The organism is Pseudooceanicola lipolyticus (assembly GCF_002786325.1).
Taxonomy (GTDB): Bacteria; Pseudomonadota; Alphaproteobacteria; order Rhodobacterales; family Rhodobacteraceae; genus Pseudooceanicola_C; species Pseudooceanicola_C lipolyticus.
The window spans coordinates 1-15,902 of record NZ_PGTB01000094.1 but is presented as its reverse complement, the minus strand read 5'-3'; the positions used below and the strand labels follow the sequence as shown (position 1 = coordinate 15,902).

The window sequence follows — 15,902 nt, the reverse complement described above, 5'->3', positions numbered from 1 at the left end:
CGGCCCCGTCCAGCCGCCGCAGCATCAGCGCCGTGACCTGCGCCGCCACCTCCATCTGCGCCGATCCCGGCACGCCCAGCGTCACCAGCCCTGCCCCGATCCTGAGCGCCCCCCGCGCCGCCAATCGCGCCGCGCCGGTATGGCCGGCGCCGCCAGAGAGGATCAGGGCGTGACCGTGGGTGTATTTGTGGGAGGAAGTGAATTTCCCAAGCATTCCCAATTGGGGCTTTGAAAGGCGCGCTGTTTCAGGACTCAGCTCATCCTTCAGCCCGATATCCACAACCTTGATCTTGTTGCAGCCATGAGTGCCACCATAGTTGCCGCAGGCTTCACTCATGTAGTGTCCAACCTTAGGGGCATGGAAGGTCACAGTCAGATGTGTCGGCAATGCTCCCATATGCTTGCCGCTATCGCTGCACATGCCGCTGGGGACATCGACAGCGACGTAACGGGTTGCTCCTTTCATGTGAGCGTAATGCGACAGGGGTTCGGGCATCAACCCTTGCCACATCAGATCGGTGTCATCCGGCATCGGCCGAGCCAGGCCGGTCCCGAAAAGCGCATCCACGACCAGTTGAAAATCGGGATGCTGTTCGTGATCATCCTCGACGCGATCCTTGATTGCCTGATCATCCCACGGGAACACCTCCCCCAACGCCCCCCACCGCTCGTAATTCACCCGCGCATCCGGCGGCAGCCGCTCCGGGTTGCCGTAGAGATACACCTCCACCTCCCAGCCCCGCTCCTTCAGCAGCCGCGCCACCACGAAGCCGTCGCCGCCATTGTTGCCCGGCCCGCACAGGACGACGGCGCGGTAGGAGCCCTTGGAAAGCTCTGGCCATTCCTCGAAAACCGCCTCGACGACGCCGCGCCCGGCGCGTTCCATCAGTTCCAGCCCAGTGACCTCGCCGCTGGCAATGGCGGCCTGCTCGATGGCCCGCATCTGTGCCGCGGTCAGCAATTCGCTCATTCCGAAGGCCCCGTATTCCAATCCCGCCTAAATTGTGATCATATCGCACAAAATAAAGGCACCTCCGGACATTCCATGTCCGGTCTGTTACCGCCGAAACCCTATCCGATTGTGGCGGGTGATGAGAAGTGTTCTCACCCCAACGAACACCGATTGCGAGGAGGCTCACATGAAGAAGATCGAAGCGATCATCAAACCGTTCAAGCTCGACGAGGTGAAAGAGGCGCTTCAGGATGTGGGTGTCCAGGGCCTCAGCGTGATCGAGGTGAAGGGCTTCGGCCGCCAGAAAGGCCATACCGAGCTCTATCGCGGCGCCGAATATGTCGTTGATTTCCTCCCCAAGGTGAAGGTCGAGGTCGTACTGGACGATGACCTGGTCGAGGCGGCCATCGAGGCGATCATCGGGGCTGCAAAAACCGACAAGATCGGCGACGGCAAGATTTTTGTCACATCCGTCGAACAGTGCATCCGCATCCGCACCGGCGAGACCGGCTCGGACGCGCTCTGAGTTGATAGAAAATTCCAAAAAAGGGGGATCCCAAGGAATGAGCAAGGACGCAGTTCTCAAACTGATCAAGGACGAGGACGTCGAATATGTCGACATCCGTTTCACCGACCCGCGCGGCAAGCTGCAGCACGTGACGGTTCTGGCCGATCAGGTTGACGAGGATTTTCTGGAAGAGGGCTTCATGTTCGACGGCTCGTCGATCGCCGGCTGGAAATCGATCGAAGCCTCGGACATGAAACTGATGCCGGACACCGAAAGTGTCTATCTCGATCCGTTCTACGCCGAAAAAACCGCCTGCATCCATTGCTCGGTTGTCGAGCCGGATACCGGTGAGCCTTACGAACGCGACCCGCGCGGCACCGCGCAAAAGGCCGAAGCCTACCTGATTTCCTCCGGTGTGGGCGATGTCGCCTATATGGGCCCCGAGGCCGAGTTCTTCCTGTTTGACAACGTCAAATACTCCACCAGCATCAACAAGGTATCCTACGAAGTTGATGCAACGGACGCCTCGTGGAACACCGATACCGACTACGAGATGGGCAACATGGGCCACCGGCCCGGCGTCAAGGGCGGCTATTTCCCGGTCAACCCGGTGGACGAGGCACAGGACCTGCGTTCGGAAATGCTCTCGACCATGAAGCGCCTGGGCATGAAGGTCGACAAGCACCACCACGAAGTGGCCTCGTGCCAGCACGAGCTGGGCCTGATCTTCGGACCGGTCACCAAGCAGGCCGACGAACTGCAGAAATACAAATACGTGATCCACAACGTGGCACACGCCTATGGCAAGTCGGCCACCTTCATGCCCAAGCCGATTGCCGGCGACAACGGCACCGGCATGCATGTCAACATGTCGATCTGGAAGGACGGCAAGCCGCTCTTCGCCGGCGACAAATACGCCGACCTCAGCCAGGAGGCGCTGTATTACATCGGCGGCATCCTGAAACACGCCAAGGCGCTGAACGCCTTCACCAACCCCGGCACCAACAGCTACAAGCGGCTGATCCCGGGCTTCGAAGCTCCGGTGCTGCGCGCCTACTCGGCCCGCAACCGCTCGGGCTGCGTGCGGATCCCGTGGTCGGAATCGCCGAAAGCCAAGCGCGTCGAGGCCCGCTTCCCCGATCCGTCGGCCAACCCCTACCTGGCCTTCGCGGCGCTGCTGATGGCCGGTATCGACGGCATCATCAACAAGATCGATCCGGGCGAAGCCATGGACAAGAACCTCTATGACCTGCCCGCCGAAGAACTGGCCGGCATCCCGACGGTCTGCGGTTCGCTGCGCGAAGCGCTGGAAGAGCTGGAAGCCGACATGGACTTCCTGCTGGCCGGCGACGTGTTCACCAAGGACCAGATCGAAGGCTATATCGAGCTCAAGATGGAAGAGATCGAAACCTACGAGCACACGCCGCACCCGGTGGAATACAAGATGTACTACAGCTGCTGATCGGCAGCCTGTTTGCAAAAATGAAAAGGGCGCCCGCTGCGGCGCCCTTTTTGATTCCAGAGTTTTGCCATCATTCCTGCACAGTGCCGTCGGTATTCCATGCGACCCCGCAGGGGACGCCCCCCCGCCGGAGATTGGGATTCATGGCCGACAGAACCGATTTTTCCACGCGCATCGCCCGGATCGAGGCCCGCGCCAGCGGCAAGCTGCCGCCGATGCCGGTGATCGCGCCGATGGTGGGCGAGGAATGGAACATCCAGGCCAAGCCGCGCCGCCGGTTGCGCCGCCTGCTCCTGCCGCTGGCGCTGCTGGCCGTATGCGGTGTCTATTCCGACCGGCTGATCGCGCTGCTGCCGCAGGCGGTGCTGGAGCAGTCGGAATTTTTGTCGGGGATTGCCGCGGCGGGCAGCACGGGGCCGGCGACCGCGAAGTCAGGTCTTTAGGGTCGACTTGGCGAAGGCCTGAATCCAAGGGGAGGATGGTGGGTGATAAGAGATTTGAACTCCTGACATCTTCGATGTGAACGAAGCGCTCTACCACTGAGCTAATCACCCGTGAGCCGGGGTATTAGCGTCACTCGCCGGCTACTGCAAGGGGGTCTTGGCCGGTTTGTGCCGCAAAGCTGCGCGCAGGGGGTTTGGCGCGGCTTGCAGCGCGCCCGGCGATGTCCAGAATGCCGATATGTCTCATCGCGACGCCGCCTCCGACGTTATTGCGCTCTACCAGGCGCATGTGGCGGCCTTTGCGCACCGGCGGAGCCAAGGTCTGATCGAACGCGACTGGCTGGCGGCATTCCTGCAGGCGCTGCCACCGGGCGGGCGGGACATACTGGACCTGGGCTGCGGCACCGGTGAGCCGATGGCCCGGCACCTGATCGGCCGCGGCTGCCGCCTCACCGGCGTCGATGGCGCCAGCGCGATGATCGCGCGGGCGCAGGCGCGGTTCCCGGAGCAGCGCTGGATCACCGCGGATATGCGCGCCCTGCCCGCTCTGGGCCGCTTTCACGGGCTGATCGCCTGGCACAGCCTGTTCCACCTGCCCCCGCACGACCAGCGCCCGATCTTCGCGACCTTCCAGCGCCTGGCCCATCCGGGCACGGTGCTGATGTTCACCACCGGCCCCGCGCAGGGCGAGACCATCGGCGCGTTCGCGGGCCAGCCGCTCTATCATGCCAGTCTCGACAGCAGGGCGTATCGCGCGCTGCTGTCGGCCAACGGCTTCGAAGTGCTGCGCCATGTGGTGGAGGATGCGGGCTGCGGTGGGGCAACGGTGTGGCTGGCCCGGCAGGGCGGCGGCACCCTGCCCTAAAGAAAGCGGGCGGAGGCTTGGCCCCCGCCCGGTATCGCGTCTTGTCAGGTGGTCCGGCTTAGTGCGCCGTGGCCGCGGCCGCCTTCTGCTCGGCCGTCAGCGCGGCCTTGGCGGCGGCCGCCTCTTCTTCGGCGGCCTCGTCCCATTCGATCGGTTCGGGCACGCTGACCAGGGCCAGTTTCAGAACTTCCGACACATGGCTGACCGGGATGATCTCCAGCCCCTCTTTCACGTTATCGGGGATCTCGGGCAGGTCCTTTTCGTTCTCCTGCGGAATCAGCACCGTCTTGATGCCGCCGCGCAGCGCCGCGAGCAGTTTCTCCTTCAGCCCGCCGATGGCCAGCGCATTGCCGCGCAGCGTGACTTCGCCGGTCATGGCGATGTCCTTGCGCACCGGGATCTGCGTCAGCACCGAGACGATGGAGGTCACCATGGCCAGGCCCGCCGACGGCCCGTCCTTGGGCGTGGCGCCTTCGGGCACGTGAACGTGAATGTCCCAGCGGTCAAAGCGCGGCGGCTTGATGCCGATCTTGGGCCCGATCGAACGGACATAGGACGATGCCGCCTCGATCGATTCCTTCATCACGTCGCCCAGCTTGCCGGTGGTCTTCATCCGGCCCTTGCCCGGCAGACGCAGCGCCTCGATCGACAGCAACTCGCCGCCGACGCTGGTATAGGCCAGCCCGGTGACCACGCCGATCTGATCTTCCTTCTCGGCCAGGCCATAGCGGAACTTCGGCACGCCCAGCAGATCGTCCAGGTTGTCCGGCGTCACGCTGACCTCTTCGACCTCTTTCTTGACGATCTTGGTCAGCGCCTTGCGCGCCACCTTGGCGATCTCGCGCTCCAGGTTCCGCACCCCGGCTTCGCGGGTATAGGTGCGGATGATCTCGGTCAGCGCCGGGTCGGTCAGTTCGAACTCCTTGGCCTTCAGGCCGTGGTTCTTGACCTGTTTCGGGATCAGGTGCTGCTTGGCGATCTCGCGCTTTTCATCCTCGGTATAGCCGGCCAGCGGAATGATCTCCATCCGGTCCAGCAGCGGCCCAGGCATGTTGTAGCTGTTCGAGGTGGTCAGGAACATCACGTTGGACAGGTCGTATTCCACCTCGAGATAGTGGTCCACGAAGGTGTTGTTCTGTTCCGGATCCAGCACTTCCAACATCGCCGAGGCCGGGTCGCCGCGGAAATCCTGGCCCATCTTGTCGATCTCGTCGAGCAGGATCAGCGGGTTGGTCGTCTTGGCCTTTTTCAGCGCCTGGATGATCTTGCCCGGCATCGAACCGATATAGGTGCGCCGGTGGCCGCGGATCTCGGATTCGTCGCGCACCCCGCCCAGCGAGATACGGATGAATTCGCGCCCGGTGGCCTTGGCAACCGATTTGCCCAGCGAGGTCTTGCCGACGCCCGGAGGGCCGACCAGGCACATGATCGGGCCTTTCATCTTCTTGCTGCGCTGCTGCACCGCCAGGTATTCGACAATCCGCTCCTTGACCTTCTCAAGGCCGTAATGGTCGTTGTCCAGAACATCCTGGGCGCGGCCCAGGTCCTTCTTGACCCGGCTCTTGGTGCCCCACGGAATCGACAGCATCCAGTCGAGGTAATTGCGCACCACGGTGGCCTCGGCGCTCATCGGCGACATGGACTTCAGCTTTTTCAGCTCGCCCTCGGCCTTTTCGCGGGCCTCTTTCGACAGGTCGGTCTCGGCGATCTTCGCCTCAAGCTCGGCAACCTCGTTGGATTCTTCGCCGTCGCCCAGCTCCTTCTGAATGGCCTTCATCTGCTCATTCAGGTAATACTCGCGCTGGGTCTTCTCCATCTGCGACTTGACGCGGGTCTTGATCTTCTTCTCGACCTGCAGAACGCTCATCTCGCCCTGCATCAGGCCATAGACCTTTTCCAGCCGCTCGCTCACGCTGAGCGTTTCCAGCAGCTCCTGCTTGCGGTCCACCTCGATACCCAGGTGGCCGGCGACCAGGTCGGCCAGCTTGGCCGGATCGGTGCTGTCGCTGACGGCGGCCAGCGCCTCTTCGGGGATGTTCTTGCGCACCTTGGCATAACGGGCGAATTCATCGGCCACCGTGCGCAGCAGCGCTTCGGTCGTGGCCATGTCGCCCGGCATCTCGGTCAGGTATTCCGCCCGCGCCTCGAAAAACTCCTCATTGTCGAGGAAATCGGTGATCCGCACCCGCGCCTGCCCCTCGACCAGCACCTTGACGGTACCATCGGGCAGTTTCAGCAGTTGCAGCACGTTGGCCAGCACGCCGGCGCGATAGATCCCATCGGTGGTCGGGTCGTCGACCGACGGGTCGACCTGGCTGGACAGCAGGATTTGCTTGTCGTCGGCCATCACTTCTTCAAGCGCCCGGACCGATTTCTCCCGCCCCACGAACAGCGGCACGATCATGTGGGGGAAGACCACGATATCGCGCAGCGGCAGGACCGGATAGGAGGAGTTCAAAGGTTCTTGCATGCTCTTTCCTTACGTATTGGCAAGATGGCTCTGGCCCCTTTGTCGGCAGCTCTTGACCATCTCCGCACCTGGAAGGTTAAGGTGGGTCTCGGCCCACCGGTTTTCAACCTCACCCTTGCTCGGCTGCGTGGCAGCATGACCTCCCGCACCGGCGAGGGCAAGTCACGAATTGGCTCAGGGTTGCTGAAAATACACCGGCCGCCGCGTCGGGCGGCACGGCCGGCCCGCCCCGGTCAGGGCGGGACCGGGCATTGCAAAGGCTCAGGCCGCGGCCTCGTCGGCCAGGTTGGGATAATCGGTATAGCCCTCGCGCCCGCCGCCGTAATAGGTCTTGCTGTCGCCCTGGTTCAGCGGCGCGTCGCGGCGCAGCCGTTCGGCCAGGTCCGGATTGGCGATATAGGGTCGGCCATAGGCAACCATGTCGGCGCGGCCCGAGGCGACCGCCTCCAGCGCCAGGTCGCGGTCATAGCCGTTATTGGCCATATAGGGCCCGTCGAACAGCTTGCGCAGGGCATCGATGCTGTGCCCTTCGGCCAGGTCGCGCGAGCCGCCGGTGGCGCCCTCGACCATGTGCAGATAGGCCAGGCCAAAGCGGTTCAGCGCCCGCACCACATAGTCGAAAGTCTCTTGCGGGTTGGCGTCGCTGATGGCGTTGGCGGGCGAGAACGGCGACAGGCGCAGGCCGACGCGGCCGCCCTCCCAGGCGCCGGACACCGCCGCCATCACCTCCAGCAGCAGCCGCGCACGATTTTCGACGCTGCCGCCATAGGCATCCTCGCGGAGATTGGTGCCGGTCTTCAGGAACTGGTCCAGCAGATAACCGTTGGCGCCATGCACCTCGACCCCGTCAAAACCGGCCTCGCGCGCCATCAGCGTGGCAGTGACGTAATCGGCAATGATGCGCGGCAGCTCGTCACGCTCGAGCGCGCGCGGCGGCGAGGTTTCCTCGAACCCGTTCAGGGTGAAGGTCTTCGATCGCGCCGGGATCGCCGAGGGCGCCACCGGCTGCGCGCCGCCCGGTTGCAGCGACACATGGCTGATCCGGCCGACATGCCACAGCTGCACCACGATCCGGCCGCCCTCGGCATGTACCGCGTCGGTCACCCGTTTCCAGGCCGCCGCCTGCGCCTGGGTATAGATCCCCGGCGTGGCGAGATAGCCCTTGCCCTCGGGGCTGATCTGCGTCGCCTCGGTGATGATCAGTCCGGCGCCGGCGCGCTGGCGGTAATAATCGACATGCATCTCGCCGACCTCGCCGGTGTCATTGTCGGCCCGGTTCCGGGTCAGCGGCGCCATCACGATGCGGTTCTTCATGTCGATCGCGCCGGCGGTAAAGGGGGTGAACAGAGCGTCGCTCATCAGGCGGTCCTTCCGTTAGCGGTGCAGGTTGGACTGTGCACTTATGCTGCCGCCGCGCCGCGGCAAGGGGTCACATGGCGACTTACAAGTCGTCCGCCGGTAAGATCAGAATGGGGTGAGTGCTCTCGCCTTCCAATCGCGCGAGATAAGCAGGACCATCTACGCCTAGATCAATCAAACGCTCAGTGACATCAGGCACCGAAGCAAAGCGATAACGCAATTCCGAAAAATCAACCGTGAGTTGATCCAACTGGGTTATATTGCCTTGTAGCTTTTCCAAGAGAATATCGTAGGGCATACTCATCGAAAGTGTATGAACCTTTTGATATTGACTGCGCGCAGCAGCCCGAGCGTTGTCCATTTCATCCAGCGCATACAGAGCCCTGATTTGCGCGCTACCGCAAAGCGAAAGTCCTGAAAGCAGGGTCTTCAACAACTCAGGTGAAGGCTCTTCGTCTTTGAGCGTCTCTTCGGTTCCCGCCATTAGTCGGTCAAACGCATAGTGTAGCCGCTCTTCGGCTGATCTTGTAACGTCATCAGCATCGCGCCGTTGCGCGCTACCCGCCAGGCGTTCAAGTGCCGTTTTGACCTCGGTCAGCGTTTTGCGAATATCCAAATCTCGAATTTGCTGTGGGAGTTTTCCAACAGTTTCCTCAATTCGGCCGAGCCGTTGGTTGACCACATTCAAGCGCCGAAGCACGAGAGCCGTCCCTGCCGCAGAAACGCCTATACCCGCTACAGATGACGCGATATTGACCAACTGCAGCGACTGCAAAAACTGAAAGGACTGTTGCAAAGCATTAAGTTGGTTGATGATCTTAGCGTTCTGGACCAAACCGAGAATATTGCTTGCGCCACTTGGCTCAACCGAGAGTCCAACATCCAAGATTCGCTGAAGCATGCCGGTTTCCTGAACATGCGCCACGATCCTGCCAGTCTCCACATCTTTGAGGATCGCGCCATAGCGCTTGACAGTCCCCAATGCCTGTTCAACTAGAAATTCGTTTGGAACGCGGAACGGTATCGTATCAATCAACAGTTCAACTCCTCCAGCCGCCGGCTCAACAGCTGATCAAGTTCTGCAAATAGCGCCCCCTTGAGCGAACCGATCTCGGGTTTGGACTTGTTCCCCAGCACGCGATTGCGAAGTCCGGTATGAACAAGCATCCGGTAGTTTTCTCTCAACCTGGCGCTCGCCCAACCGCGGACGCTCGGACCGTATCCCAAAGCGACAGCGCCGGCCCCGACAATCGCCGCGGGAACGACTGCAATCGAGGCGGTGGGAAACAACACGCCTGTTGTAACAACAAGACCGCCGACGAAGGGCAGTGCAGCAATAGGCGCGACGCTGAAGGCCACCGCCACTCCGGTTGTCATAAACTCGCCCGCCGTCCAGCCGACACTCTGCTCTTCGGTGGGTTCAAGAACTGAAGACTCAAAGGACTCTTCAATTTGAGAAGAAAAACGCTTGAATTCCTTTTCGATCCACTCTTTTGCGATTGGCTCGATCTGAGAGGTATTGAAGCTTTTGCGCAGTACGAAGGCGCGCATCGGCATCTCGTCGATTATTGTATTGATCTTGATCAGAAGTAGAGGAAAGCGTTCCTCAAGTTCACGGGCAACCCGAAGTCGTTCGCCACTCCACCAATCAACGGCCTGAGCACAAGACAATTCTTTGGCCATCAACTTCCCCAACTTCTAATTAAGCAAATTCACAATCCGAATTTGCCCATTCAAGATAGCTGAGGCAAGTCTCCTTCCGCGCGCCCGGCATGGAAATCAGCCTCCCAGGCGGCGAAGCGTCCTTCTGCGATGGCCGCGCGCATGCCGGCCATAAGCTCCTGATAGTAATGCAGGTTGTGCCAGGTCAGCAGCATCGAGCTGATAATCTCCTGCGACCGGAACACATGGTGCAGATAGGCGCGCGAATAGCTGCGGCAGGCCGGGCAGCTGCAGTCCTCGTCCAGCGGGCGCGGATCGTCCTGATGACGGGCGTTCTTGATGTTCAGCACGCCGCGCCGGGTGAAGACCTGCCCGGTGCGCCCCGAGCGCGAGGGCAGCACGCAATCCATCATGTCGATGCCGCGCTTGACCGCGCCGACGATGTCGTCGGGCTTGCCCACCCCCATCAGGTAACGCGGGCGGTCGGCCGGCAGCATGTCGGGAGCATAATCCAGCACCCCGAACATCGCCTCCTGCCCCTCGCCCACGGCAAGCCCGCCGACGGCATAGCCGTCAAAGCCGATTTCCCTGAGTTTCTCGGCGCTTTCGGCGCGCAGCTCTTGCGTCACGCCGCCCTGCTGGATGCCGAACAGCGCATGGCCGGGCCGGTCGCCGAAGGCATCTTTCGACCGCGCCGCCCAGCGCATCGACAGCCGCATGCTTTCGGCCACCCGGTCCTGGGTTGCCGGCAGCGCCGGGCATTCGTCGAAACACATCACGATGTCCGAGCCCAGCAGCCGCTGAATCTCCATCGACCGTTCCGGGGTCAGCATGTGTTTCGAGCCGTCGATATGGCTTTTGAAACTCACGCCCTCCTCGGTCAGCTTGCGCAGGGCCGCCAGGCTCATCACCTGGAACCCGCCGGAATCGGTCAGGATCGGCTTGTCCCAGTTCATGAAGCGGTGCAGCCCGCCCAGCCGGTCGATCCGCTCGGCGGTGGGGCGCAGCATCAGGTGATAGGTGTTGCCCAGCAGGATGTCGGCGCCGGTGGCCGCCACGCTTTCGGGCAGCATCGCCTTGACCGTCGCGGCGGTGCCCACCGGCATGAAGGCCGGCGTGCGGATCTCGCCGCGCGGGGTCGAGATCACCCCGGTGCGCGCCGCGCCGTCGGTGGCGGCCAGCTGAAAGGAAAAACGTGCGCTCATGCCCGCGCTTCTGACCGTTACCGGCTGAAAGCGCAAGATCCCCGGCCTGGCGCGCGGTGCAAATACCCTTCGCCAATCGCCGCGGGCTATGGCAAAACGCGGGCCAGGCGGGGCCGGATTGGCCCGAATGCTGCCCAAGTTTTCTGCAAGGAATTCCCGAAACCCATTGCAACCGAGTTAGATCGCCATGACCGAAAACGACATTCTGGACCTTCTGGCAGGCAACCTGGCCTATCTGCTGGGCGCGGCGCTGCTGATCCTGGTCATTCTCAAGGGCGTGCGCATCGTGCCGCAATCGGAAAAACACGTGGTGGAACGGTTCGGGCGGCTGCATTCGGTGCTGGGGCCGGGCATCAACTTTGTCGTGCCCTTCCTCGACGTGGTGAAACACAAGATCTCGATCCTGGAACGTCAGCTGCCCACCGCCAGCCAGGATGCGATCACCCGCGACAACGTGCTGGTGCAGGTCGATACCTCGGTGTTCTACCGCATCACCCAGCCGGAAAAGACCGTCTATCGCATCCGCGATGTCGATGCCGCCATCGCCACCACGGTGGCCGGGATCGTGCGCGCCGAGATCGGCAAGATGGATCTGGACGACGTGCAGTCGAACCGGGCGCAGCTGATCTCGACCATCAAGACCAGCGTCGAGGATGCGGTGGACAATTGGGGCATCGAAGTCACCCGCGCCGAGATCCTGGACGTCAATCTCGACCAGGCGACCCGCGACGCGATGTTGCAGCAGCTGAATGCCGAGCGTGCCCGCCGCGCCCAGGTGACCGAGGCCGAGGGCAAGAAACGCGCGGTCGAACTGCAAGCCGATGCCGAGCTCTACGCCGCCGAACAGATCGCCAAGGCACGCCGCATCCAGGCCGATGCCGAAGCCTATGCCACCGGCGTCGTCGCCAAGGCGATCGCCGAAAACGGTCTGGAGGCGGCGCAGTACCAGGTGGCGCTGAAACAGGTCGAGGCGCTGAACGCATTGGGCAACGGCGCCGGCAAGCAGACCATCGTGCTGCCCGCCAATGCGCTGGAGGCCTTCGGTGACGCCTTCAAGCTGCTGAAGGGAGGCAAGGCATGATGTTCTGGACCATCTGGTGGGTCTGGCTGTGTGCCGCGCTGGTGCTGGGCATCCTCGAGGTGCTGGTCCCGGGCTTTGTCTTCCTGGGTTTTGCCATCGGCGCGCTGGCGGTGGCGTTGCTGCTGTTGAATTTCGGGCTGGCGCTGTCCCTGTCCGTTCTGCTGCTGCTGTTTGCGGCGCTGTCGCTGGTGGCCTGGCTGGTGCTGCGCCGCTTTTTCGCCGCCCCGCGCGGGCAGGTGAAATATTTCGACAAGGATATCAACGACTAGCTTACCCCGGCGCCCTTGCCGTGCCGGCGCGTCACCTGCGGCCGATGCGGCCCCGGATCGGGGCCCCGGGCTGCGGCGCGCTGGAACGTCGCCCCCTCTGGACGCTTGGCCCCGGTTTTCCTATATAATCACTCAGGAACGACACGAGGTCCCGATGTCCCAAGCCCCCGAACCGCTGGAAGGTGCGCCGCTGATTGCGCCGTCGACCACCGATCACCCGCTCTACGACCAGGTCGTCGAAGCGTGCCGAACGGTCTATGACCCCGAAATCCCGGTGAATATCTACGAATTGGGGCTGGTCTATACCATCGATATCAGTTCCGAGAACGACGTGAAGATCATCATGTCGCTGACCGCGCCGGGCTGTCCGGTTGCCGGCGAAATGCCGGGCTGGCTGGCCGAGGCGATCGAGCCGATCCCCGGCGTGCGCCATGTCGATGTCGACCTGACCTGGGAACCGCCCTGGGGCATGGAGATGATGAGCGACGAGGCGCGACTGGAACTGGGCTTTATGTAAGCGCAGCCTCTTTCGGTAGCACTCCTTAAAACGCAACCAAAAATGGTTGCAAAATTCGAATCGCACCCTATACTGGATGCGATGAAACCGGATACGCCTATCGCTGTTCTGACGGGTGACCTTGTCGCCTCGACCGCGCTGAGCCGCGATCAGATATCCGTGGCCTTCAGCGCCTTGCGGGACTGCGCCGAACTGCAGGCCCGATGGCAGGGCGCGCCGCTGCATTTCACGCGCCACCGCGGCGATGGCTGGCAGGTGGTGCTGGCACAGCCGAAATATGCGCTGCGCTCGGCCCTGGCCTTCCGCGCCGCGCTCAGAGCGAAAAGCGGCACGCTCGACACCTATATCGGTGCCGCCGAAGGGCAACGGCCCGCCACCCTGCACCCCGATTTGAATTACGAAACCGAGGCGGTGTTCGTCGCCTCCGGCACCGCGTTGGACTGGGCAAAAAGCAACGAGGACGCGGTGAGGATGGAATTCAACCCCCATGGCCCGCTGAACGCCGCCTTCATCCTGGCCGACCGGATCTCGCGCGATTGGACCCAGCCGCAGGCGGCGGCAATCGCTCCCTTCCTGGCACCGGTGCATGTTCCCACCGCGACGGATGTTGCTGACCGTCTTGGCAAATCCCGCCAGGCGGTGTCCAAGGCGCTGGACGCCGCGCGCTATCCGGCGCTGCTGCAGGCTTTGACCAGCCTGGAGACCGGTCGAGAGACAGAACACGCAGGTCAAGATGCTTGAAACCGCCACCGCCCTGCTGCTGGCCCATGCAGCTACCGACTTTCTCTTCAAAACCAATGGCCTGCCAGCATCCCGGCCGCCTGCGGCAACGCTCATCCTGCACGCGGTGATCGTGCTTGTCGCCAGCCAGGCCGCGATTGGGCGGGTCGATGCCTGGGAGCCGCTGGCCATTGCTGCCGCCTCTCTTGCCATCAACACCGTCACCGCCTTTGCCATGCCCGCACGGCTATGGGCCTTCCTGCTCGACCAGGCAGCGCATGTGGCCACCCTGCTGGCCGTAGCGTTCCTGTCGCCTGGCCTGTTTGCCGGCGGGCTTTGGGCCGGGTTGGACGGGCTGCCCGCCGTTATGGCGCTGGGGGCCGGCGGCATCATCGCCACAGCCGCAGGCGGCCAGGCGGTGGCGCTTTTGGTGGATCCCTGGGACAAGAGCATGCTGCCCGAAGGCTTGCCCAATGGCGGTCGCCTGATCGGCCTGCTGGAGCGCAGCATCATCTATCTGCTGATCATCGTCGGCCAGCCGGCCGGCATCGGGTTCCTGATCGCCGCCAAATCGGTGCTGCGCTTCGAAACCGCCTCAAAGGATCAGCGCGCCGGCGAATATGTCATTGTCGGCACATTGGCCTCGTTCGGTTGGGCCATGGTTGCCGGATGGGCCACCCTGGCGCTTGTTTCCCACCTGCCCCCCATTGGAATCCTGCCGCAATCCCCCTAGATTGAGAGCAGAATGCGTAACAGGATCTGACCGATGTTCTCCATTCCCGGCAAACAGGCCGTCACCATAACCCCCGCTGCGGCAAAGCAGATCGCCCGGCTGATGGCGCGCGACGGCCATTCCGGCCTGCGCATTGGCGTCAAAAAGGGCGGCTGTGCCGGCATGGAATATACCATGGATTATGTCGACCAGACCGATCCGATGGACGAGGTGGTCGAACAGGACGGCGCGCGGGTGATGATTGCACCGATGGCGCAGATGTTCCTGTTCGGGACCGAGATCGATTACCAGGTCTCGCTGCTGGAATCCGGCTTCAAGTTCCGCAATCCCAACGTGGTTGATGCCTGCGGCTGCGGGGAATCGATCAAGTTCGACGAAAAGCTCTCGGCCGGCGAATGAGCGTCAGCGAGGGCGAGATCGCCTTCGCCCTCGAATTGTTCAGCGGGCTGGGGGACGTCACCCTCAGACGCATGTTCGGCGGATTGTGCCTTTATCGCGACGGCACCGTCTTTGCCCTGCTGCTCAGCGACGGCACCCTGTTCCTGAAAGGCGCCGGCAGGTTCCGCGACCGGATCGAGGCCGAAGGATGGGAGCGTTGGGTGCATACCCGCAAGACCGGCAAGGCGGTGGCCATGCCCTATTGGCGCCTGCCCGAGGCGGCGCTGGAAGACCCCGACGAGGCCTGCACCCTGGCCCGCGCGGCGCTGGACTGCCTGTAATCCGGCGGAGCCAAAGCAAAAAAGCGGTTCCCGACCGTCGATAAAAGGCGCTGAATCCGCCAAATTGTTTACGCTAGGTCACCCCCGTGACCACCGCGCCCGCACTAAAAATCATGTTTCCCCAAACGCTTAAACTTTAAGCGGCGATGTTTTTATTGAGCGCGCTTCCCCGCCTTGCTAGCCTGACCGCATAATATCGTGGTGGGGTGAAGAAGTGCCACGAGATATTTGATGGGTTGTGATTTCGGGGGGACGGATTTGAAACGCGATTGTTATTCATGCGCGCCGGCTGGGCCGGGCGCAGGCGCCGGGATTTATAGCGGAGCGCCATGAGAAATGCCCCGCACCACTGGACTGCAATCCAACTTTTCCTGGCGATCGCCTGTGCCGTTTTTATCGGGTCGGCGCCGATGACCGCGAAGGCCCAGCAGGCGCACAGCTTGGCGGCGCAGCTGCTGCCGCTGGCCGACGGTTGGGCGCCAACCGAAGATCTCTACTGGCTCGGCGATGACCAGATCGGACTGGTGGCGGCCCGCCGCGGGGCCGAGGGGCCGGACCTTGGCTTTCTGCGCATCACGCCGGACGGTGCGCAGGAGGTGGCGCTCTCCCTGATGGATGAAAGCCATTGCCGCCGCCCGGATGGCAGCTTTCTGTTCCGCGGCCAGGATGGCGTCACCGCCTGGCCTTCGGGCGCCGTGGCAACGCAGGACGAACTCAGCGCCTGTCTCGGCGCCTTCAGTGCCGCCAATGACCGGTTCGAGCCGCGCTTTGGCCGGCAGGAGGCGCTGGGGCGGGCCGGCGATCTGTGGGCCGGTGTCGCCGGGCGCGGCGCGGACGGCGCCGAACTGCTGCTTTATACCGAAACGGAAACGCTGGGCCGCTGGCCGGTCGCGCTGCCGCTGTGGCAGGACACGGTGATTGTCGACCCCCTGCCCGA

General features: G+C 62.9%; 18 protein-coding genes and 1 tRNA gene. 12 read left to right on the top strand and 7 right to left on the bottom strand.

Going from position 1 to position 15,902, the window contains the following annotated elements; genetic code table 11:
• The coding region (locus CVM52_RS17440; RefSeq protein WP_100163737.1) for an NAD(P)H-hydrate epimerase at positions 1-970 on the bottom strand (970 nt) is incomplete at its 3' end.
• A 169-nt stretch (positions 971-1,139) separates the two neighbouring features.
• Between CVM52_RS17440 and CVM52_RS17435 the strand changes: the two genes are divergently transcribed.
• The 3 genes from CVM52_RS17435 (at position 1,140) to CVM52_RS17425 (ending at position 3,365) form a co-directional block, all read left to right on the top strand.
• Positions 1,140-1,478 (top strand): P-II family nitrogen regulator, encoded by a 339-nt coding sequence (locus CVM52_RS17435; RefSeq protein ID WP_100163736.1) that lies wholly within the window; start codon positions 1,140-1,142, stop codon positions 1,476-1,478.
• A 37-nt stretch (positions 1,479-1,515) separates the two neighbouring features.
• A complete protein-coding gene (gene glnA, locus CVM52_RS17430; RefSeq protein WP_100163735.1) occupies positions 1,516-2,922 on the top strand; it encodes a type I glutamate--ammonia ligase in 1,407 nt (468 codons plus the stop codon).
• A gap of 143 nt (positions 2,923-3,065) precedes the next feature.
• The gene (locus CVM52_RS17425; RefSeq protein ID WP_133119880.1) at positions 3,066-3,365 is read left to right on the top strand and encodes a hypothetical protein; all 300 of its coding nucleotides are present in this window, start codon (positions 3,066-3,068) and stop codon (positions 3,363-3,365) included.
• A gap of 36 nt (positions 3,366-3,401) precedes the next feature.
• Here the strand turns inward: CVM52_RS17425 and CVM52_RS17420 are convergent.
• Positions 3,402-3,476 (bottom strand) — tRNA-Val (locus CVM52_RS17420).
• A 127-nt stretch (positions 3,477-3,603) separates the two neighbouring features.
• Here CVM52_RS17420 and CVM52_RS17415 point away from each other — a divergent pair.
• Complete coding sequence (locus tag CVM52_RS17415; RefSeq protein WP_100163733.1) at positions 3,604-4,230, top strand: class I SAM-dependent DNA methyltransferase; 627 nt, start codon at positions 3,604-3,606, stop codon at positions 4,228-4,230.
• Positions 4,231-4,288: 58 nt separating this feature from the next.
• On the opposite strand, the gene lon is transcribed toward CVM52_RS17415, so the two are convergent.
• From lon to tgt, 5 genes are all read right to left on the bottom strand, one after another.
• Positions 4,289-6,700, bottom strand: a complete 2,412-nt coding sequence (lon, locus tag CVM52_RS17410; protein WP_100163732.1) for an endopeptidase La — start codon at positions 6,698-6,700, stop codon at positions 4,289-4,291.
• 261 nt (positions 6,701-6,961) lie between these two features.
• Complete coding sequence (locus CVM52_RS17405; RefSeq protein ID WP_100163731.1) at positions 6,962-8,059, bottom strand: alkene reductase; 1,098 nt, start codon at positions 8,057-8,059, stop codon at positions 6,962-6,964.
• A gap of 82 nt (positions 8,060-8,141) precedes the next feature.
• Entirely contained in the window at positions 8,142-9,095 is a 954-nt protein-coding gene (locus CVM52_RS17400; RefSeq protein ID WP_133119879.1) for a hypothetical protein, read from the bottom strand.
• Positions 9,092-9,742, bottom strand: a complete 651-nt coding sequence (locus tag CVM52_RS17395) for a hypothetical protein (protein WP_100163729.1) — start codon at positions 9,740-9,742, stop codon at positions 9,092-9,094. The genes CVM52_RS17400 and CVM52_RS17395 overlap by 4 nt, the downstream gene beginning before the upstream one ends.
• 50 nt (positions 9,743-9,792) lie before the next feature.
• A complete protein-coding gene (gene tgt, locus CVM52_RS17390; RefSeq protein WP_100163728.1) occupies positions 9,793-10,926 on the bottom strand; it encodes a tRNA guanosine(34) transglycosylase Tgt in 1,134 nt (377 codons plus the stop codon).
• 187 nt (positions 10,927-11,113) lie between these two features.
• On the opposite strand from tgt, the gene CVM52_RS17385 reads away from it, so the two are divergent.
• The 8 genes from CVM52_RS17385 to CVM52_RS17350 form a co-directional block, all read left to right on the top strand.
• A complete protein-coding gene (locus CVM52_RS17385; protein ID WP_100163727.1) occupies positions 11,114-12,007 on the top strand; it encodes an SPFH domain-containing protein in 894 nt (297 codons plus the stop codon).
• Positions 12,007-12,276, top strand: coding sequence for an NfeD family protein (locus CVM52_RS17380; RefSeq protein ID WP_172721026.1), 270 nt, complete (start codon positions 12,007-12,009; stop codon positions 12,274-12,276). The genes CVM52_RS17385 and CVM52_RS17380 overlap by 1 nt, the downstream gene beginning before the upstream one ends.
• 154 nt (positions 12,277-12,430) lie before the next feature.
• A complete protein-coding gene (locus CVM52_RS17375; RefSeq protein ID WP_100163725.1) occupies positions 12,431-12,793 on the top strand; it encodes an SUF system Fe-S cluster assembly protein in 363 nt (120 codons plus the stop codon).
• An 81-nt stretch (positions 12,794-12,874) separates the two neighbouring features.
• On the top strand, positions 12,875-13,534 hold the full coding sequence (locus tag CVM52_RS17370) for a MarR family transcriptional regulator (RefSeq protein ID WP_133119878.1): 660 nt from the start codon (positions 12,875-12,877) through the stop codon (positions 13,532-13,534).
• Positions 13,527-14,246 carry a DUF3307 domain-containing protein gene (locus CVM52_RS17365; RefSeq protein WP_100163723.1) on the top strand — a complete coding sequence of 240 codons (720 nt, stop codon included), beginning with the start codon at positions 13,527-13,529 and terminating at the stop codon, positions 14,244-14,246. The genes CVM52_RS17370 and CVM52_RS17365 overlap by 8 nt, the downstream gene beginning before the upstream one ends.
• Positions 14,247-14,279: 33 nt before the next feature.
• The gene (locus CVM52_RS17360) at positions 14,280-14,645 is read left to right on the top strand and encodes a HesB/IscA family protein (protein WP_100163722.1); all 366 of its coding nucleotides are present in this window, start codon (positions 14,280-14,282) and stop codon (positions 14,643-14,645) included.
• On the top strand, positions 14,642-14,965 hold the full coding sequence (locus CVM52_RS17355; RefSeq protein WP_100163721.1) for a TfoX/Sxy family protein: 324 nt from the start codon (positions 14,642-14,644) through the stop codon (positions 14,963-14,965). Before CVM52_RS17360 ends, CVM52_RS17355 begins: the two co-directional genes overlap by 4 nt.
• A gap of 410 nt (positions 14,966-15,375) precedes the next feature.
• A partial coding sequence (locus CVM52_RS17350; RefSeq protein WP_133119877.1) for a hypothetical protein occupies positions 15,376-15,902 on the top strand: 527 nt, incomplete at its 3' end.